This window comes from Micromonospora sp. NPDC049799 (genome assembly GCF_040656655.1).
GTDB lineage: Bacteria > Actinomycetota > Actinomycetes > Mycobacteriales > Micromonosporaceae > Micromonospora.
On record NZ_JBFAMU010000068.1, the window covers coordinates 1 to 17,268 of the forward strand.

Sequence of the window (17,268 nt, forward strand, 5' to 3'; positions counted from 1 at the left end):
GCTCAGGACGTGTTCGTCATCGCCTGGCGGCGTCGACGCGAGGTCCCGGACCGCAGCCTGCCCTGGCTGTACGGGGTGGCCCGGCGCCTGTTGGCGAACCGATGGCGGGCTCATCGGGCCGCGCCGGATGTACTGCCGATCGCCGACGCCGGCCACCTGCGAGAGCCGGGTCTGCCCGGTGCCGACGCGACCGTTGGCATCACCGATCTTCAGGCGGCCATGACCACCCTCACCGACCTCGACCAGGAAATCCTCCGGTTGGTCGGCTGGGAGGAGTTGACGGTGTCCGAGGCCGCTCAGGTCCTCGGCTGTACCCGCACCACCGCCGCGGTGCGCCTGCACCGCGCGCGCCGACGCCTCAACGAGGCCATGTCCCACCGAGCTTTCCCGCCGGCACAGCAGCCGGTGTTGGCCAGTCCTCGAAAGGTCCTGTGATGTTCGGAGAAGAACGAACCCGCAGTCTCCTCAAGCCGATCGACCCGGCCCGACACAGCGCCGTCGCACCGCCCCGCCTGTCGGCACACGACCTGATCAACCGCGCGGAGGCTCTCGCCGAGCCGGCCGCCCATCGCCGTCAGGCACGTCCGACCCGGCGGCTGGTTCTGGCCGGGACGCTGGCCGTAGCGGTCGGCGCCGCAGCAATTGCCCAGACCATCGGCCCGTCCAACCCGGATACCTCGGACATCGTCAGTCCCCCCGCAGCGGATCCAGGGATGGTGCTCGTGCCGGTGGCGTACCGCTCTGGCGCCCGTGATGCCGGAAGCCAACTGCGCGCGATGGCGAACAGGCTCGTCGACGCGGAGTACGACAACCGCAGCGGCCGGTACATGTACCACCACACGAAGACGTGGGGCGACCCAGTGATGACATCCGCCGACGGTCGCTATCACGTAGCTTTCGCACGCGAGACCAGGGTCTGGCAGGCGGCCGACGGGACCGGTACTCAGGTTACGGCTCAACTTGAGCCGCAGTATCCGGACCCGGAGTCGCGGGACTACTGGCAGCGCAACCTCAAGCCCGAGGCTGCCGCGTCCGCCACCCCCGCGCCTGACAGCGTTCCGCTGCCACCGATGGACCTCGCGCCATTGCCCTCGGGTCGGGCACAGCTGAACGATTTACTCAAAATCAGGTTCGGTGGCGGCGCCGTCAGCAAGGAAGTCAGCACGGTGTACGGGCGGTATGTCGTCCCGCGTCAGACGCGCGCTGAGATCCTGCGGGTCCTTGCCGACGTGCCGGGATTCCTGTGGCGCGGACCGGTAACCGATCGGGCCGGTCGGAACGGTGTAGCCATCACCTTCGACGACCGCGAGCACAACCAACAGTCCCTCCTGATCTTCGACCCCAAAACCGGAGAACTGCTCGCCCACGAGCTACTGGCTCTCTCGCCGGTACGGATCAGCGCGTACCGGGTGATCCTCGGCACCGCCTGGCTCGATCGGGTCAACTGATCCTGCTTGGCGCCGGGGCCACTCCTGTGGGGGTGGCCCCGGTTCGCATCTCCATCTCGCGCCGGGGCAGCGTCCCATCGCGTTCACGAACAGCCGCTCCGCCACCTCGGCGGTGACGGCGATCCGGCGCCTCCGGGGAACTTGGGTGCCGTGCCGGCAGGTTCGCCCTCCCACGCGACTAGCCTGTACCGATGATCGATCCGATCGGGCTCGTCATCTTCGACTGCGACGGGGTGCTGGTCGACAGCGAGCGCATCGCGGTCCGTGTCAACATCGCGCTTGGCGCGGAACTGGGCTGGCCGCTGACCGAGGCGGAGGTCATCGAGCGCTTCATCGGCCGGTCCAGCACATCCATCGGTGAGCAGATCGCGGCCCGCCTCGGACAGGGCGCGGCCGCCACCTGGGCGGACCGGTTCGACCTGGCACACCGTCAAGCGGTGGACGCCGGACTGGCCGCCGTCGACGGGATCAGCGACGCGCTCGACAAGATCACCCAGCCGACGTGCGTGGCCTCCAGCGGTACGCACGAGAAGATGCGCCACACCCTGGGCTGCACCGGCCTGTATCCCCGCTTTGAGGGTCGCATCTTCAGCGCGACCGAGGTCGCCCACGGCAAGCCCGCTCCCGACCTGTTCCTGCACGCGGCGGCGGCGATGGGTGTCCCGCCCGCGGCGTGTGTCGTGGTCGAGGACAGCCACTACGGAGTCCAAGCGGCCCGCGCCGCTGGGATGCGCTGCTTCGGCTATGCGGGCGGATTGACCCCCGCGCACCGGCTGGAGGGCCCGGACACGGTGGTCTTCGACGACATGCGGAAACTTCCGGCTCTGCTGGACGCGGCCTGACCACGCGGGACGACCACAGCACAACGCACCCCTCTTTCGGATCAAGGCGGTCCGCAAAGCGGGCCGCGCGGGCCCGGCCCCGGCCTGGACGGTCTACGACTGTCCGACGAGGAGATCCACATGCTCCCGCGTGCGTTGACTTGGCCGAGCAGCCCCGGAAACGCGCTTCTGAAGGGTCGCGTCAGGGATGGGCAGTTCGCGCGCCTTCGGGGTGGGCGCGGAGGTGCGGGTGGCGTCGCTGTTGACCGTTCCGGCTCGGCGTTCCAGCTTTGCGTCGCGGCCTACAGTCGGCGCGTACAAACCAAGCGCGACGTCCGTGGGGGTGGTGGCGGTGGTCAAGCAGTACCGGCGGCGCTCACGAGGGATGCAGCCATGGACCACCGGGCAGCCGGTCGGCCCGGTCCAGGAGGAACCTCGTAGCCGAGGGCGTCCCGGCTACTGGCTCCGGCACCCGGCGTTCTGCCTGCTCCTGGCCGGGTGCTACGCCTTCACGGTGGTCGGATGGGGAGTTGGTGGGCTGTTCACCCGGCGCAACCTCCAAGAGCGGGGCGAGCTGACGGCTGGCGTCGTCGAATGGGTGACGCAACGGAAGCCCACCATGTCGGTGCAGATCATCACCCCGGACGGCGAGGCCCTGAGCGCGCGCGTGAACGGCCTTCCGACCGACCGCCCCACTCCCGGTGACCGAGTCACTGTGGTCTACGACCCGCACGATCCCGACTACGCCTACCTGCCGGGCGACTATCCAACGGTCGGGAACTCGCTGCTGTGATGTGCCAGTAGCCGGTACCCGGACCGTCAACAGGGGGCATTGGCCGCGCGATCCACGTGCGACAAGGGGCGGCCAGGAGCTGGATTCCGGGGTCAACGAGGGCCAGACCGGACAGACGAACTTTCGGGGGCACCAAGCAAAACGCCGACCGGCGTTTCCGCTGGTCGGCGCTGCTGTAGCCCGGCGAAAGGCTATGTGGCCAGGGGCGGGGTCGAACCGCCGACCTTCCGATTTTCAGTCGGACGCTCGTACCAACTGAGCTACCTGGCCGTGGTGCTCGGCTCATGCTACCCGCAGGGACGGTTCTCCGCCCGGAGGGTTGCCTGCTCCGATACGCAGAACGCCGCGCGGTGTAGGCGCGGCGTCAGCGCTTGCGGTCCTGACGGGACTTGAACCCGCGACCTCCGCCTTGACAGGGCGGCGAGCACTCCAACTGCTCCACAGGACCTAGCTTTGTTGCCTCCGACCGAAGCCGGATCGTGCCCCCAACGGGATTCGAACCCGTGCTACCGCCTTGAAAGGGCGGCGTCCTGGGCCGCTAGACGATGAGGGCGGCCCCGCCATCATTGCACATTCGCAACTTCAAGCGGACTTGCTCCCATCCGGCCCCGCCGGAGGCTTGGAAAGCATACGTGATGCCCGGCCGCCCGACCAAACCGGTATGGCCCGAGCCACAACGATCTACGAAATCGCAGGTCAAGTGGCATCTACCCCAACCGGGCGACGCCGTGCCGGCGCTTCAGGTCGCCGATCAGGCCGGGGCAGGCGGCCAGGGTGGCGGCCCGGTCACCGCCCCCGTCGTGCAGCAGGACGACGGAGCCGGGCCGGGCCGCGACGCGTACGCGGGCGGCGATGGTGGTGGCCGTCGGCTTCCCCCAGTCCTTCGGGTCGACGGTCCAGTGCAGCGACCGCATGCCGAGCTTCTTCGCGACCGCCACCACCTCGGGCGTCCACCGGCCACCCGGCTGCCGGTAGAACGGCACCTTCGCCCGGGGGACCGCGGCGCGGATGGCCTGGTTGGTGCGGACCAGGTCGGCCCGGATCTCGGCGACCGGCCGGCGACCGAGGTCGAAGTCGTGGCGCCAGCTGTGGTTGCAGAGCTGGTGGCCCTCGCGGACGATCCGGCGGACCAGCGCCGGGTGCCGTGTCACCTCGCTGCCCACCACACAGAACGTGGCGGTGACCCCGGCGGCCTTCAGCTCGTCGAGGACCTTTGGCGTCCAGACCGGGTCCGGACCGTCGTCGAAGGTCAGGGCCACCGCGCGTACGCCGGAGGTGCGCTGCAGACCGGCCGGCAGCCGGGCCGGCAGCGGGCGGAGCGGGGGCCGGGTCGGGACGGCACGGGTGGGCGGGGGCGCCGTGGGTGCGGGCGGCTCGTCCGGCAAGGGTCCGGAGGCCACCGGCGCGGGGCCGCCGCCGGCCGCGCCGGGACTGTCGGCGTCGCCGCAGCCGGCGACCAGGAGGAGCAGGGCCAGGCCGTACGCGGGGAGAGCGCGGAGGCGCATGTCGCTCCCGAAGGGGGTCGGGGTCGGCGGACCCCAGAACGCTAGCGGACGGCGCCCCGTCCCGGGAGTCCTCGACCGCCGCCCTGGTCCGCCACCGACTGGTCCAGCGAGTCGCGTACGGCCACGGCCAGCGATACCGCCTCCCCGAGGTCGACGGGGCGCACGACCCCGGCCGGGAGTGTGTCGGCCCGCCACCCGGGCCCGGCGGCGAGCACCAGCAGCGGCCGTCGGGGCGCGGCCAGCAGGGCGGTGAGCTGGGCGGGATCGGCGGTGGCCCGGGTGTGCGACCACACCACGACGGCCGCCGGGCCGGTGCGGTCGACCGCCTCCATCAGCGCGGCGATCGGCACCCGGGCGCCGAGCATCCGGTACGCGACGCCGGCCTCGGCCAGGGCGGCGGCGAGCGCCTCCAGGGGGAGGCTGTGCTGCTCCTCGTCGGCGCAGGAGAGCAGGAGACGGGCCGGGCCCGGGACCGCGGCGCTCCGGGCGACCGCCGCGAGCGCCTCGGAGACGCACCGGGACACCAGGTGCTCGACCTCGATCAGGCCGGCGGTGGCGGCGTGCCGCTCGCCGATGCCGACGAGCACCGGGCGCAGCAGCCCGTCCCAGGTGGCCACCACGCCGTCGGCCTCGACGGTGCGCATGATCGTCTCGCTGATCGCGGCGGAGTCCAACCGCATGGCCGCCCGCGCCAGCCCGCGGGCCGCCGGCCCGGCCCGGCCGACGGGGATCGTCGGTCCGCCGCCGTCCCGGCCGCCTGCGGCGCGCGCCCGCGTCCGGACGGTCTCCGGCGGTACGGCGTCGGGCGCCTGGCGGGCCCAGCGGGCGGCCTCCGCGGGGGTGACCCCCTCGGCGGTGAGCCGGCGCATGATCTCCAGGCGTGCGAGGTCGGACGGGGTGTAGCGCCGGTGGTGCCCCGGGACGTGCTCGCTCGGTCCGAGCCCGTAGCGCTGGTGCCAGGTGCGCAGGGTCGTGACGGCGACTCCGAGCCGCCGGGCGACGGCTCCGGCGCTCAGCGCCTCATCGGCCACCCGACCGCTCCGCCGCGTCGTCGGCCGGGAGCCGGGAAGAGGTCCGGGTCAGGTCGGACGACGCGACGGCCGCCCCCGAGGGGCGCAGCAACCGGTTCACCACCCCGCCCAGCCAGGGTGCGTACGAGCAGGGGTCGGCGTCGAGCTCGGCCTCCAGGGCGACCGGGTCGACCCACCGGAGCTCGGCGACCTCGTCCGGGTCGGGGTGCACCGGCAGGTCGGCCGGCACGTTCGCGCGGAGGACGTGGTCGTACTCGAACTCGACCCGCCCGGTGCTCGGGTCCTCGGCGTAGTAGATGTAGACCCCGACCTCGGTCAACTCCACCGGGCCGGCGCCCAGCTCCTCGTGGAGCCGGCGGTTGGCCGCCTCGGCCAGCGACTGGCCGGGAGCGGGGTGCCCGCAGCACGAGTTGCCCCAGCGCAGCGGGAAGCGGGTCTTGACGGCGGCACGGCGCTGGAGCAGCACCCGGCCCGCCGGATCGACAAGCAGCACCGAGAAGGCCCGGTGCAGCTGGCCCGGAGGCTGGTGCGCGGCCGAGACGCTGGTCTCGCCGACCGCCTGCCCGGCGTCGTCGACCAGCTCGACGAGGTGCTTCTCCCGGTAGGTCATCGGGTCGCCCCGGTGATGCGGCCGGCGGCGAGCTTGCCCGAGATGAGCACCATCGGCACGCCCACGCCGGGCTGGGTGCCCGAGCCGACGAAGACCACGTTGTCCAGCGAGCGGTGCAGGTTGGACGGGCGGAACGGACCGGTCTGGAAGAGGCTGTGCGCGGAGGCGAAGGGCGTGCCGGCGGCCATTCCCTGCTCCTCCCACTCGGCGGGGGTGACGGCGCGCAGCACCTCGACGCCCTCGCCGAAACCGACGTAGCCGCGCTCCTCCAGCGTGCCGATGAGCTGGTCGGTGTACCGCTCGGTGAGGTCGCCCCGCCAGTCGAAGGGCGCCCGGTCGAGGTTGGGCACCGGGGCGAGGACGTAGTAGGTGTGCCGGCCGGCGGGCGCCACCGACGGGTCGGTCCGGCTCGGGTTGGTCACCATCAGCGACGGGTCGCTCATCAGCTCACCTCGCCGGATGATCTCATCGAAGGTGCCCTTCCAGGCCCGCCCGAAGTGGATGTTGTGGTGGGCGATCTTGTCATATCCCTGCTTCGACCCCACGTGCAGGACCACGCAGGACGGCGAGTAGGTGAGCTTGCGCTGGCGGGCCGGGGGCAGCAGGTCGCGGTAGGCGACCGGTAGGTCCGGGTTGAGCACCACCACGTCGGCCGGGATCAGCTCGCCGTCGGCGGTCACCACGCCGGTGGCGCGCCCGCCGGAGGTCTCCACCCGGGCCACCGTCGTGTCGTACCGGATCTGCACGCCGTGCTTCTCCGCGGCGCCGGCCATCCCGCGCGAGAGGGCGTGGATGCCGCCGCGCGGGAAGAAGACACCGGCGACCGAGTCGAGGTACGCGATGACCGTGTAGATGGCCAGCGCGTCCTGCGGGGCGAGGCCGGCGTACATCGCCTGGAAGGAGAAGATGCGCTGGGTGCGCGGGTCCTCGAAGAACTGGTTGATCTTCGTCTGCATGCGCCGGAAGGCGCCGCTGGCGACCAGTTTGAGCAGGTTGCCGGTGAGCAGGTCGGTGGGCGCGTCCAGGTTGCGCTCGATGAAGTCCGCCCGCTCCAGCTGCCACAGCTTCCGCGCGTGGTCGACGAAGCGCAGGTAGCCGTCGGCCTCCCGGGGACCGCACACGCGGGAGATCTCGGCGGCCATGCGGGTCGTGTCGGTGATGACGTCCAGGGTCGAGCCGTCCGGGTAGTACGCCCGGTAGGCCGGGTCGAGCGGAGTCAGGTCCATCCAGTCGTCCAACTCCTCGCCGACCGCACCGAGTGCCTCGGCGATGAGGTCCGGCACGGTCAGCACGACCGGCCCGGTGTCGAACTCGTACCCGTCGACGCTGAGCCGGCCGGCCCGCCCACCGGGTACCGACTCGCGCTCCAGCACGGTCACCTGCCGGCCGCTGCCGGCCAGGTGCAGGGCGCACGCCAGCCCGCCGAGACCCGCGCCGACGACCACCACGCGGTCGGTCCGTCCGTTCACGGTGCGCACGACGCCACCTCCTTCTCGAGATTGCCCATCATGAACGCCGGTGGGTGGCGGCGGTGGCGAGGCCGGTCAGCGCGGTGCGCGCCGTCTCGTCGATCGGTGCGGTGTCCAGTGCGGCCAGCGCCTCGGCCACCCGGTCGTCGATCATCCGTTCCACGCGGGTGACCGCGCCGGTGTCGGCCACCACCCCGGCCAGCCGGCCGATCTCCTGGTCGGTCGCTTCGGCGCCCGCGCCGTCGAGCCCCCGTCGCTGTGCGGGCGTGGCCAGTTGCCGGGCCAGCATGAGCAGCGTGGTGGGCTTGCCGATGCGCAGGTCGTCGCCGGCCGGTTTACCGGTGGTCACCGGGTCGCCGTAGACGCCGAGCAGGTCGTCGCGGAGCTGGAACGCCTCGCCGACGGCCAGCCCGTAGCGGCTGTACGCGGCGGTGAGCGGCCCCTCGGGCTCGGCGCCGGCCAGGCAGGCACCGAAGAGCAGCGGGCGCTGCACGGTGTAGCTCGCGGTCTTGTAGCGGGCGACCCGCAGCGCGCGATCCACCGACCAGTTCGCCGCGTCGCTCTCGCCGAGCACGTCGAGGTACTGCCCGGCCACGGTCTCCACGCGCATCTGGTCGTAGCAGCGGCGGACCTCGAGCAGGCGGGCCGGCGGAAGGGTGGCCTGGGACAGCAGCCGGTCGGCCCAGACCATGCAGAGGTCGCCGATCAGCACCGCGACGGCCTCACCGAAACGATCCGGATCGCCGCGGTGGCCGGCGGCGGCGTGCTGGGCGGCCAGCGCCACGTGGGCGGTGGGCCGGCCGCGGCGGGTGGCGGACGCGTCCATCACGTCGTCGTGCACCAGCGCGAACGTGTGCAGGAGTTCGAGAGCCGAGAGGGCGGGCAGCACCGGGGGCAGCGGGTCGCCGTTGCCGATCACGCCGCGCCAGCCCCAGTAGGCGAACGTCGGGCGGACCCGCTTGCCGCCGCCCAGCACGTAGTCGCTCGCCGTCGCGGCGAATCCGCCCATCGCCGCGTCGATCCGGGTGAGGGCGGCGACCTCGGTGGCGAGGAAGCCGGCGAGCGTGTCGTCGACCGCTCTGATCAAGTCTTTCGTGTACGCGGCCAGGACCGCGCGGATCGGATCGTCCCCCTCGGCCGGCCCCGCCGGCGCCACGCGGAGCGCATTACCCGCAACTGCGTCGTTGGCCATGTGGGCGAGCGTACCCTAAGGTTACGAGTTGCGTCGATTGGTGCGTCGATAAATGAGGAGGGCCGGTGGACACGGATCTCACCGCTGCCTATGAGCGTTGCCGCCAGCTGCACAGGCGTCATGGCCGGACCTACTATCTCGCCACCCGCCTGCTTCCCGCATGGAAACGACGCCATGTGCATGCTTTGTACGGTTTCACGCGGTACGCGGACGAGATCGTCGACCGGACCGAGGACCTGCCCCCCACCGAGCGGGCGGCCCGGCTCGACGACTGGGGCGGTCGCTTCATCGCCGGACTGCACGGGGAGCCGGTCGACGACCCGCTGCTCCCGGCCGTCCTGCACACCATCGCCATCTTCGATCTCGACCGGGACGACTTTGCGTCGTTCCTGAAGAGCATGGCGATGGACCTGACGGTGAGCTCGTACCGCACGTACGACCACCTGCTCGACTACATGGAGGGCTCCGCCGCCGTCATCGGCACCATGATGCTGCCGATCCTGGGCAGCTCGGATCCGACCGCCGCCCGGGAGCCGGCCCGTCAGCTCGGCTTCGCCTTCCAGCTCACCAACTTCATCCGCGACGTGGCCGAGGACCTGGACCGGGGCCGGACGTACCTGCCGGACGAGGACATGGGCCGCTTCGGTGTCACCCGCGAGGACCTGGCGCGGGCGCGGGCCGCCGGCCGCACCACCGAGCCGATCCGTGAGCTGATCCGGTACGAGGTGACCCGCGCGCAGGCGCACTACCTGGCCGCCGCCCCCGGCATCACCCTGCTCGCGCCCGCCTCGCAGGCCTGCATGCGCACCGCGTACGCGCTCTACGGCGGCATCCTCGACGAGGTGGCCGCCCAGGACTACGACGTGTTCGTCAATCGTGCCCTGGTGCCCCAGCGCCGGCGGATGGCCGTGGCCGCCCGCGCCCTGCTCACCCCCACCGGCGCCCCGGTCGTGGTCCCCGGACCGCCGATCCCGTGAGCGCGCCCACCACACGAGGCGGCGGGAGCCCGCGTACCGGCGTCGTGCTCTTCACCCGCGACCTGCGGGTGCACGACCACCCGGCGCTGGCGACCACCTGCGCCGCCTTCGACCGGGTGGTACCCCTGTACGTCCTCGATCCGGCGCTGGCCGGGCTGTCTCCCAACCGCACCCGGTTCCTGCACCAGAGCCTGGCGGCGCTGAAGGAGGCCCTGCGTCGCCTGGGCGGCGACCTGGTCGTTCGGCGGGGCGACCCGGTGGCCGAGACGGTGCAGCTCGCCCGCGAGGTCGGCGCCGAGGGGATCGCCCTGTCCGCCGACGTCAGCCGGTACGCCCGCCGACGGGAGCGCCGGCTGCGCGCCGAGTGCGAACGGCACCGACTGGCCCTGCGGCTGTTCCCCGGTCTCACCGTCGTGGAGCCGGGCGACCTGCGCCCCGGCGGCGGCGACCACTACCGGGTGTTCAGCCCGTACCACCGGGCCTGGTCCCGGCGCTCCTGGCGGGAGGAACTGGCCGCGCCCAGTCGGGTCCCGCTCCCCGACGGGGTGACCGTCGGGCGGCTGCCCGACCCGCCGGCCGGCGACTCACCGGACGCCGCCGTCGGAGGCGAGGACGTGGCCCGGCGTCGGCTGACGCAGTGGCTGCCGACCCTGCCCACGTACGACGACCTGCACGACGACATGGCCGGTGACGGCACCTCGCGGCTCAGCCCGTACCTGCGGTGGGGCTGCCTGTCCCCGCTGACCGTCGCCGAGGCCGCCGGGGACCGCGACTCGCCGTTCGTCCGGCAGGTCTGCTGGCGCGACTTCTACTACCAGGTCACGGCCGGGTTCCCGGAGATCTCCGGCACGGCGTACCGGCGGGGGGCCACCGAGGACTGGCGGTACGACGAGGACGCCCTCGCGGCGTGGACCGAGGGGCGTACCGGGGTGCCGATCGTCGACGCGGGCATGCGGCAGATGCGCGCCGAGGGCTGGATGCACAACCGGGCCCGGCTGATCACCGCCGGCTACCTCACCAAGAGCCTCCGGCTCGACTGGCGGCCGGGAGTCGCGGTCTTCTTCCGCTGGTTGCTCGACGGCGACGTGGCCAACAACTCCGGCAACTGGCAGTGGGTCGCCGGGACCGGCAACGACACCCGCCCGTACCGGGGCTTCAACCCCGTCCGGCAGGCCGAGCGGTACGACCCCGACGGCGCGTACGTCCGGCGGTGGGTGCCCGAGCTGGCCGGTGTCGAGGGCAAGGCGGTCCACCAGCCCTGGCGGCTGCCCGACCAGCTCCGCCGCACCCTCGACTACCCGCCCCCACTGGCTGCCCCCGACAGCGATCCCGTCTGGCTCCGCTGAGGTGTAAGGAAGGGCCCCCGCTTAACGCCTCGGGTAGAGGAGGGGCCCCCTCTTGACAGCTCAGAGGCACGAGTGCAGTGCCTCGACCAGCTCGTCCACCCGGTCGTGGTCCGCCAGGTGGGCGGTGGTGTAGGCGAAGGTGTAGCCGCATTCCGGGTCCGCCCAGGCCGAGCTGCCCCCGAGGCCGCCCATGCCCCAGCTGCCGTCCGGCTCCCACTGCATGCCCAGCGTCCACCGGGTACGCCGGTCCAGCAGCAGGTCGTCGCCGTCGTACTGGACCCGGGTCGCCTCGGTCACCAGGTCGGCACCGAACAGGCGTACGCCGTCGAGCGTGCCGCCCGCGAGCAGGCCGGTGTAGAGGCGGGCCACGGCGTCGGCGGTGGCGTGCAGGTTGACCGCGGGCACCTCGGTGCCCCGCCACAACGGACTGTTCAGCACCGACAGGTCCCGCCCGCCGGCCGGGTTGTCCACGGCGCGGAACCGGAGCGAGCCGGGCGCGCCGGCCACCAGGCGGGGCCACTCCGGGTCGCCGTACCGCAGGTCGGCGCAGCGGAGCTGATCCGCCTCGCCCAGCCCGTAGCCGAGGTCGAGCCGCCACGGACCGGCGATCTCCTCCGCCAGGAAACGTCCGACCGGCCGGCCGTCGACCCGCCGGACCAGTTCGCCCACCAGGTGCCCGTACGTCCAGGCGTGCTCGGCCGCGACGGAGCCCGGCTCCCACTCGGGGTCGGCGGCGGCGAGGTCGGCGCAGAGCAGGTCCCAGTCGGCGACGGCCTCGGGCGGTCGCGGCACCGGGAAGGCGGGCAGCCCGGCGGTGTGGGTGAGCACCTGGCGGACGGTGGCGGGGGTGCGGAAGCCCGGCCAGTACGCGGCGACCTGCTCGTCCAGGTCGACCCGCCCCCGGTCGACGAGGGTCAGCAGGCAGAGCGCGACCACCGGCTTGCCGACCGAGTAGACGGCCACGAGGGTGTCCGCCCGCCACGGATCGGTGCCCTTCCTCGCACCTCCGGTGAGGCGGACGGCGGGCTCGCCGTCGACGTCGATCGCCAGGGCCGCGCCGGTTTCGCGTCCGGAGGCGAGAAGGTCGTGGAAGCAGTCGTGGACGGCGTCGAAGCGTACGGGCATGCGGCCACCGTAGGCGTCGCCGTCCTTACCGACCGGGGAATTGTCGCGTGGTCCGCTGGCACGCGGGAGCGCTGCTGGGGAATGCTGGCCGCATGGCGGAGCCGGAGATCGTGGACGTGGTCGTTGTCGGGTTGGGCGTCGGCGGCGAGGAGGTGGCCGGGCGGCTCGCCGAGGCCGGGCTGACCGTCGTCGGGATCGAGCGCGATCTGGTCGGCGGCGAGTGCCCGTACTGGGGCTGCATCCCGAGCAAGATGATGATCAGGGCGGCCAACGCGATCGCCGAGGCCCGCCGGATCGACGGCCTGGCCGGGACGGCGCAGGTCCGTCCGGACTGGGCGCCGGTGGCGAAGCGGATCCGCGAGGAGGCGACCGACACCTGGAACGACCGGGCGGCGGTGGAGCGGTTCACCGGGCGCGGCGGCCGGTTCGTGCGGGGCGGGGGCCGGCTGGACGGGCCCGGCCGGGTCCGGGTCGGCGAGCACGTCTTCCAGGCTAGGCACGCGATCGTGCTGGGCACCGGCACCCGACCGTCGGTGCCGCCGGTCGACGGGCTGGCCGACACTCCCTACTGGACCAACCACCAGGCGATCGAGGTCGAGGAGCTGCCGGGGTCGCTGCTGGTGCTGGGCGGCGGCGCGATCGGGCTGGAGCTGGCCCAGGTCTTCGCCCGGTTCGGGGTGCGGGTCACCGTGGTGGAGGCGCTGGACCGTGTCCTCGCGGTGGAGGAGCCGGAGGCGTCCGAGGTGGCCGCCGCCGCGCTGCGCGCCGACGGGGTGGAGATCCACACCGGGGTGAAGGCCGAGCGGGTCAGCCACGACGGGCAGAACTTCACCCTGCACGGGGGCGGCGGGACCGATTTCACCGCCGAGCGGCTGCTGGTGGTCACGGGCCGCCGGGCCCACCTGGAGGAGCTGGGCCTGGACACGGTGGGCGTCGACGCGAAGCAGCGCTACCTGTCGGTGGACGACCGGTTGCACGTCTCCGACGGGATCTGGGCGGTCGGCGACCTCACCGGCGAGGGAGCCTTCACCCACATCGCGATGTACCAGGCGGCGATCGTCGTCGCCGACGTCCTCGACCACGTCCGGCACGCCGACGGCGGCCCCGACGCGAGCGGCACCGCCAGCGTCGTGGGCGGCGCGATGGGCGCGACCAGCGCGCTCGGCGCGAGCGGCTCCAGCGGGTCCGCCGGCACCGTGCCCCGCGCGGACTACCGGGCGTTGCCCCGGGTCACCTTCACCGACCCCGAGGTCGGCGCGGTCGGGCTGACCGAGCACCAGGCCCGTGAGCGTGGCATCAACGTGCAGGTCGGCTTCACCGAGCTGTCGTCGTCGACGCGGGGCTGGATCCACCGGTCCGAGGGGTTCATCAAGGTGGTCGCGGACGCCGACCAGGGCGTCCTCATCGGCGCCACGTCGGTCGGCCCGGCCGGCGGCGAGGTGCTGTCCGGGCTGGTGGTGGCGGTGCACGCGGCCGTGCCGCTGGCCCAGCTCCGGCACATGATCTACGCGTACCCGACGTTCCACCGGGCCATCGGCGACGCCATCCGCGACCTCAGCTGACCGTGGGCGGCGCGCCGTGCCGGCCGGCTCCGGCGACGAACCGGGCGGCCCCGGCGGCCGCGTCGGTGGCCAGCGACCCCATCCCGTACGCCAGTTCGGTGCCGAGCGCCTCCGCCTCGGGCAACCCGGCGCCGGCGAGGACCGCCGACCGGTCGTTGCGCAGGCACGTCTGCGGATGCCCGGAGATCTCGGCCGCGAGCCGCTCGGCCGCCGCCCGCGCCTCACCCGGCGCGACCAGCCGGTTCACCAAACCCATGTCGTACGCCTCGGCGGCCGGCACGGCCCGGCCGGTGAGGATCAGGTCCATGGCGCGGCTCTCGCCGACCAGTCGGGGCAGCCGGACGGTGCCCCCGTCGATCAGCGGCACGCCCCAGCGCCGGCAGAAGACCCCGAGCACCGCGTCGGACTCGGCGACCCGCAGGTCGCACCAGAGCGCCAGCTCCAGCCCGCCGGCCACCGCGTAGCCAGAGATCGCCGCGATCACCGGCTTGGACAGCACCATTCGGGTCGGGCCCATCGGACCGTCCCCGTCCGGCTCGACGCGGTTGCCGCTCGGGGTCCCGATCGCCTTCAGGTCGGCACCGGCGCAGAACGTGCCCCCGGCGCCCCACAGCACCGCGACCGCCGCGTCCGGGTCGGCCTCGAACGCGCGGAACGCGTCGGCGAGCGCCCGGGCGGTCGGCCCGTCGACCGCGTTGCGCGCCGCCGGCCGGTCCAGGATCACCGTGGTCACGCCTGCGGCGCGTTCGACGCGTACGCCCATCGGGACAGCATGCCCGCGGCGGCCCCGGCACGCCAGGTCCCCCGTCTCCCGTTCCGCCGCGGTGGCTAGCATCGGCGGCGGAACGATCATGTGAGTGCCCCGCGCGAGCGGGGAGAAGCGTGGGCCGAGCGCGGCGGGAGCCTGCCATGGATCTGTACGACGCCATCCACCGCCGTCGGGACGTACGCGGCCAGTTCACCGGAGCGCCGGTGCCCGACGACACCCTGCACCGGGTGCTGGCCGCCGCGCACGCCGCCCCGAGCGTCGGCCACTCCCAGCCGTGGGACTTCGTCGTGGTCCGCGACCCGGACCTGCGCCGCCGTTTCCACGAGCACGTCCACACCGAGCGGGCGACCTTCGCCGCCACCCTCGACGGTGCGGCCGCCGAGCGGTTCAGCCGCATCAAGATCGACGGAGTGCTGGAGTCGACCCTGTCGGTGGTCGTCACGTACGACCCGGCGCGGGGCGGCCCCGCCGTGCTCGGCCGGCACGCCATCGCCGACACCGGGCTCTACTCGGCCTGCCTGGCCGTCCAGAACCTCTGGCTGGCCGCCACCGCCGAGGGCCTCGGCGTCGGCTGGGTGTCGTTCTACCGGGAACCGTGGCTGGCCGACCTGCTCGGCATCCCCGACGGCGTACGCCCGGTCGCCTGGCTCTGCCTCGGCCCGGTCACCCATCTCGAAGCCGTTCCCGACCTGGTCCGGCACGGGTGGCGACGCGACCGCCCGCTGGCCGAGGCGGTCCACCACGACGGATGGCGGGCGGCGGAGGAGACGCGGTAGGGGTCGGCGATCACCCGATGGTGGTACCCGTCCCCCGAGGCCGGTTTGCTCCTGCTCGTACCGGGAAGTCGGTACTCGTGCGAGCACTCATGACGAAGATCGAGCAGGCCTCCGCGCTGGACCGGGTCGGCGACCGGCTGCAGCGGGCCGTCCAGGCCACCCTCCGCCCGCAGCGGGTGCGTGACCTGCTGCACGGTGTCTGGCTGGGGCATCCGCTGCATCCGGCGATGGTGCAGGTCCCCGTCGGCGCGTGGATCAGCACGGCGGTGCTGGACCTCATGCCGGGACAACGCCGGGCGGCCACCACCCTCTGCGCGCTGGGCACGGTCAGCGCCCTGCCGGCGGCCGTCGCCGGCCTCAACGACTGGGCCGCGCTCGCCCGCGACCAGCGCCGCATCGGGCTCGTGCACGCCGCCTCGAACACCGTCGGCCTGGCGTTCTACGCCGGTTCGGTGGCCGCGCGACTGAGCGGGCGGCACGCCCTCGGCCGGACGCTGGGCTGGCTCGGGCTCACCGCGGCCAGCACCGGCGCGTACATCGGCGGGCATCTGGCGTACAAGCAGGGCGCGCAGGTCAACCAGAGCATCTCCGAGCTGCACCGGATGAGCGCCGGCTGGCACCCGGTGGCCGACATGACCGCGCTGCCGGAGCGGAAGCTGGTCACCCGCGAGATCGACGACGTGTCGGTGATCCTCTACCGGCACGGCGACGAGGTGACCGTCATGCTGGAACGCTGCCCGCACCAGAGTGGTCCGCTCGGTGAGGGCGAGGTCCAGCGGATCGACGGGCACGACTGTGTGGTGTGCCCGTGGCACGGCAGCGCGTTCCGGCTCAACGGCGGCGAGGTCGTCCACGGACCGTCCGCGAACGACCAGCAGATCCTGCCGACCCGCATCGTGGACGGCGTGCTGGAGACCCGCATCCCCTGACCGTCGCCCCCCAGCCGCCCCGCCCCGGCCACCCCCGCGATCTTGCACTTTCTGCCGGGGCGAAAGGTACTTTCCACCCCATACCGCAGACCCAAAGTGCAAGATCGCGGGGGCGGGGCGGGGCGGGCGGGCGGGGGTGGGCTCGCGCGGGGTTTGGTTCAGCTGCGTCGGTGGCGGCCGACCGGGATGTCGCGGGAGGAGGTTCCCGTCGCGTCGAACCGGACCGTTGCCGGCCGACGACGAAGGCCCAGCACCGCACCGATCTGCGCGCCGACGATGCTCGACACGGCGAGGACCGCCGAGATCGCGAGGGGTCGGTTCACCCGGTCGGGGTCGCCGGGCCGGGCCGCGCCGACCGTCATCACCGGACCGTCATGCTCGGTGTCCCGGCCGGTGGACCTGTCCGGAGTGTCCGGCAGCTCGGCCGCCGGCGGCGCGGGCGACACCTGCTGCGGCGCGTCCGGCCCGGCGGACGGCGCGGGCCGGACCGGTACGGGCTTCGCCGGCCGTTCGGCGACGGGTCCGCCGGACCGGGACACCAGGCGACCGTTGGCGTGCGAGCGGGCACCCTGATCGTGAGCCTCGGCGGGCAGCCGGAGCAGCTGCCCCGGGTGGATCCGGTCCGGGTCGGCGAGCCGGTTCAACTCGGCCAGGTCCCGGTAGTCGCCGAACCTGTCCAGGTAGCGCTCGGCGACCGCGCCGAGGTGGTCGCCCTTCGCCACCCGATAGACCGGCGCGGCGGTCTTCGGCAGACCGGGCTGGGCGGACTGCGCCGCCTGCGCGGGCTGGGCGAGGGGAGTGGCGGTATTCGGTACCGCCGCGGCGGGCCGTACGACGAGACCGGAGGGCGCGGCGTACGACGTGTGCGCCCCGGCGGACGCGACCGTGGCGGTTGCCGGCAGGGCGTACGGGCCG

General features: G+C 73.3%; 17 protein-coding genes and 3 tRNA genes. 9 read left to right on the top strand and 11 right to left on the bottom strand.

The window, feature by feature from the left end; all coding sequences use genetic code 11:
* From AB0I76_RS08560 to AB0I76_RS08575, 4 genes are all read left to right on the top strand, one after another.
* A partial coding sequence (locus AB0I76_RS08560; protein WP_357031803.1) for a sigma-70 family RNA polymerase sigma factor occupies nt 1-435 on the top strand: 435 nt, incomplete at its 5' end.
* Nucleotides 435-1,448, top strand: coding sequence for a CU044_5270 family protein (locus AB0I76_RS08565; protein WP_357031806.1), 1,014 nt, complete (start codon nt 435-437; stop codon nt 1,446-1,448). The genes AB0I76_RS08560 and AB0I76_RS08565, both read left to right, overlap by 1 nt.
* A 191-nt stretch (nt 1,449-1,639) precedes the next feature.
* Nucleotides 1,640-2,290 carry an HAD family hydrolase gene (locus tag AB0I76_RS08570; protein WP_357031809.1) on the top strand — a complete coding sequence of 217 codons (651 nt, stop codon included), beginning with the start codon at nt 1,640-1,642 and terminating at the stop codon, nt 2,288-2,290.
* Nucleotides 2,291-2,654: 364 nt separating this feature from the next.
* On the top strand, nt 2,655-3,062 hold the full coding sequence (locus AB0I76_RS08575) for a hypothetical protein (protein WP_357031812.1): 408 nt from the start codon (nt 2,655-2,657) through the stop codon (nt 3,060-3,062).
* Nucleotides 3,063-3,258: 196 nt separating this feature from the next.
* Here AB0I76_RS08575 and AB0I76_RS08580 read toward each other — a convergent pair.
* The 8 genes from AB0I76_RS08580 to AB0I76_RS08615 form a co-directional block, all read right to left on the bottom strand.
* Nucleotides 3,259-3,332 (bottom strand) — tRNA-Phe (locus tag AB0I76_RS08580).
* Between the two features lie 104 nt (nt 3,333-3,436).
* Nucleotides 3,437-3,510: transfer RNA gene (locus tag AB0I76_RS08585), tRNA-Asp, on the bottom strand.
* A gap of 32 nt (nt 3,511-3,542) precedes the next feature.
* Nucleotides 3,543-3,615: transfer RNA gene (locus AB0I76_RS08590), tRNA-Glu, on the bottom strand.
* 154 nt (nt 3,616-3,769) lie between these two features.
* A complete protein-coding gene (locus AB0I76_RS08595) occupies nt 3,770-4,567 on the bottom strand; it encodes a polysaccharide deacetylase family protein (RefSeq protein ID WP_357031816.1) in 798 nt (265 codons plus the stop codon).
* A 41-nt stretch (nt 4,568-4,608) separates the two neighbouring features.
* Nucleotides 4,609-5,598 (bottom strand): MerR family transcriptional regulator, encoded by a 990-nt coding sequence (locus tag AB0I76_RS08600; RefSeq protein WP_357031818.1) that lies wholly within the window; start codon nt 5,596-5,598, stop codon nt 4,609-4,611.
* Nucleotides 5,588-6,208 (bottom strand): isopentenyl-diphosphate Delta-isomerase, encoded by a 621-nt coding sequence (gene idi / locus AB0I76_RS08605; RefSeq protein WP_357031821.1) that lies wholly within the window; start codon nt 6,206-6,208, stop codon nt 5,588-5,590. Before idi ends, AB0I76_RS08600 begins: the two co-directional genes overlap by 11 nt.
* Nucleotides 6,205-7,686: a phytoene desaturase family protein gene (crtI, locus tag AB0I76_RS08610; RefSeq protein WP_357031824.1), complete on the bottom strand. Its 1,482-nt coding sequence runs from the start codon at nt 7,684-7,686 to the stop codon at nt 6,205-6,207. Before crtI ends, idi begins: the two co-directional genes overlap by 4 nt.
* A gap of 28 nt (nt 7,687-7,714) precedes the next feature.
* Nucleotides 7,715-8,869, bottom strand: coding sequence for a polyprenyl synthetase family protein (locus tag AB0I76_RS08615; RefSeq protein ID WP_357031827.1), 1,155 nt, complete (start codon nt 8,867-8,869; stop codon nt 7,715-7,717).
* A 65-nt stretch (nt 8,870-8,934) separates the two neighbouring features.
* On the opposite strand from AB0I76_RS08615, the gene AB0I76_RS08620 reads away from it, so the two are divergent.
* Entirely contained in the window at nt 8,935-9,846 is a 912-nt protein-coding gene (locus AB0I76_RS08620) for a phytoene/squalene synthase family protein (protein ID WP_357031831.1), read from the top strand.
* Nucleotides 9,843-11,192: a deoxyribodipyrimidine photo-lyase gene (locus tag AB0I76_RS08625; RefSeq protein ID WP_357031833.1), complete on the top strand. Its 1,350-nt coding sequence runs from the start codon at nt 9,843-9,845 to the stop codon at nt 11,190-11,192. Before AB0I76_RS08620 ends, AB0I76_RS08625 begins: the two co-directional genes overlap by 4 nt.
* Before the next feature lie 60 nt (nt 11,193-11,252).
* Here AB0I76_RS08625 and AB0I76_RS08630 read toward each other — a convergent pair whose 3' ends face one another.
* Nucleotides 11,253-12,317, bottom strand: a complete 1,065-nt coding sequence (locus AB0I76_RS08630) for a serine hydrolase domain-containing protein (protein ID WP_357031836.1) — start codon at nt 12,315-12,317, stop codon at nt 11,253-11,255.
* Nucleotides 12,318-12,409: 92 nt separating this feature from the next.
* Here AB0I76_RS08630 and AB0I76_RS08635 point away from each other — a divergent pair, with 92 nt between their 5' ends.
* On the top strand, nt 12,410-13,879 hold the full coding sequence (locus AB0I76_RS08635) for an FAD-dependent oxidoreductase (protein ID WP_357031839.1): 1,470 nt from the start codon (nt 12,410-12,412) through the stop codon (nt 13,877-13,879).
* Here the strand turns inward: AB0I76_RS08635 and AB0I76_RS08640 are convergent.
* Nucleotides 13,872-14,642, bottom strand: a complete 771-nt coding sequence (locus AB0I76_RS08640; RefSeq protein WP_357031841.1) for a crotonase/enoyl-CoA hydratase family protein — start codon at nt 14,640-14,642, stop codon at nt 13,872-13,874. The two genes, AB0I76_RS08635 and AB0I76_RS08640, sit on opposite strands and share 8 nt — an antisense overlap.
* Before the next feature lie 146 nt (nt 14,643-14,788).
* Between AB0I76_RS08640 and bluB the strand changes: the two genes are divergently transcribed.
* Nucleotides 14,789-15,424: a 5,6-dimethylbenzimidazole synthase gene (bluB, locus tag AB0I76_RS08645; RefSeq protein ID WP_357031844.1), complete on the top strand. Its 636-nt coding sequence runs from the start codon at nt 14,789-14,791 to the stop codon at nt 15,422-15,424.
* 89 nt (nt 15,425-15,513) lie between these two features.
* A complete protein-coding gene (locus AB0I76_RS08650; protein ID WP_357031847.1) occupies nt 15,514-16,353 on the top strand; it encodes a Rieske (2Fe-2S) protein in 840 nt (279 codons plus the stop codon).
* 158 nt (nt 16,354-16,511) lie between these two features.
* Here AB0I76_RS08650 and AB0I76_RS08655 read toward each other — a convergent pair.
* Nucleotides 16,512-17,268: LysM peptidoglycan-binding domain-containing protein (locus tag AB0I76_RS08655; protein WP_357031850.1), on the bottom strand; the 757-nt coding region annotated here is incomplete at its 5' end.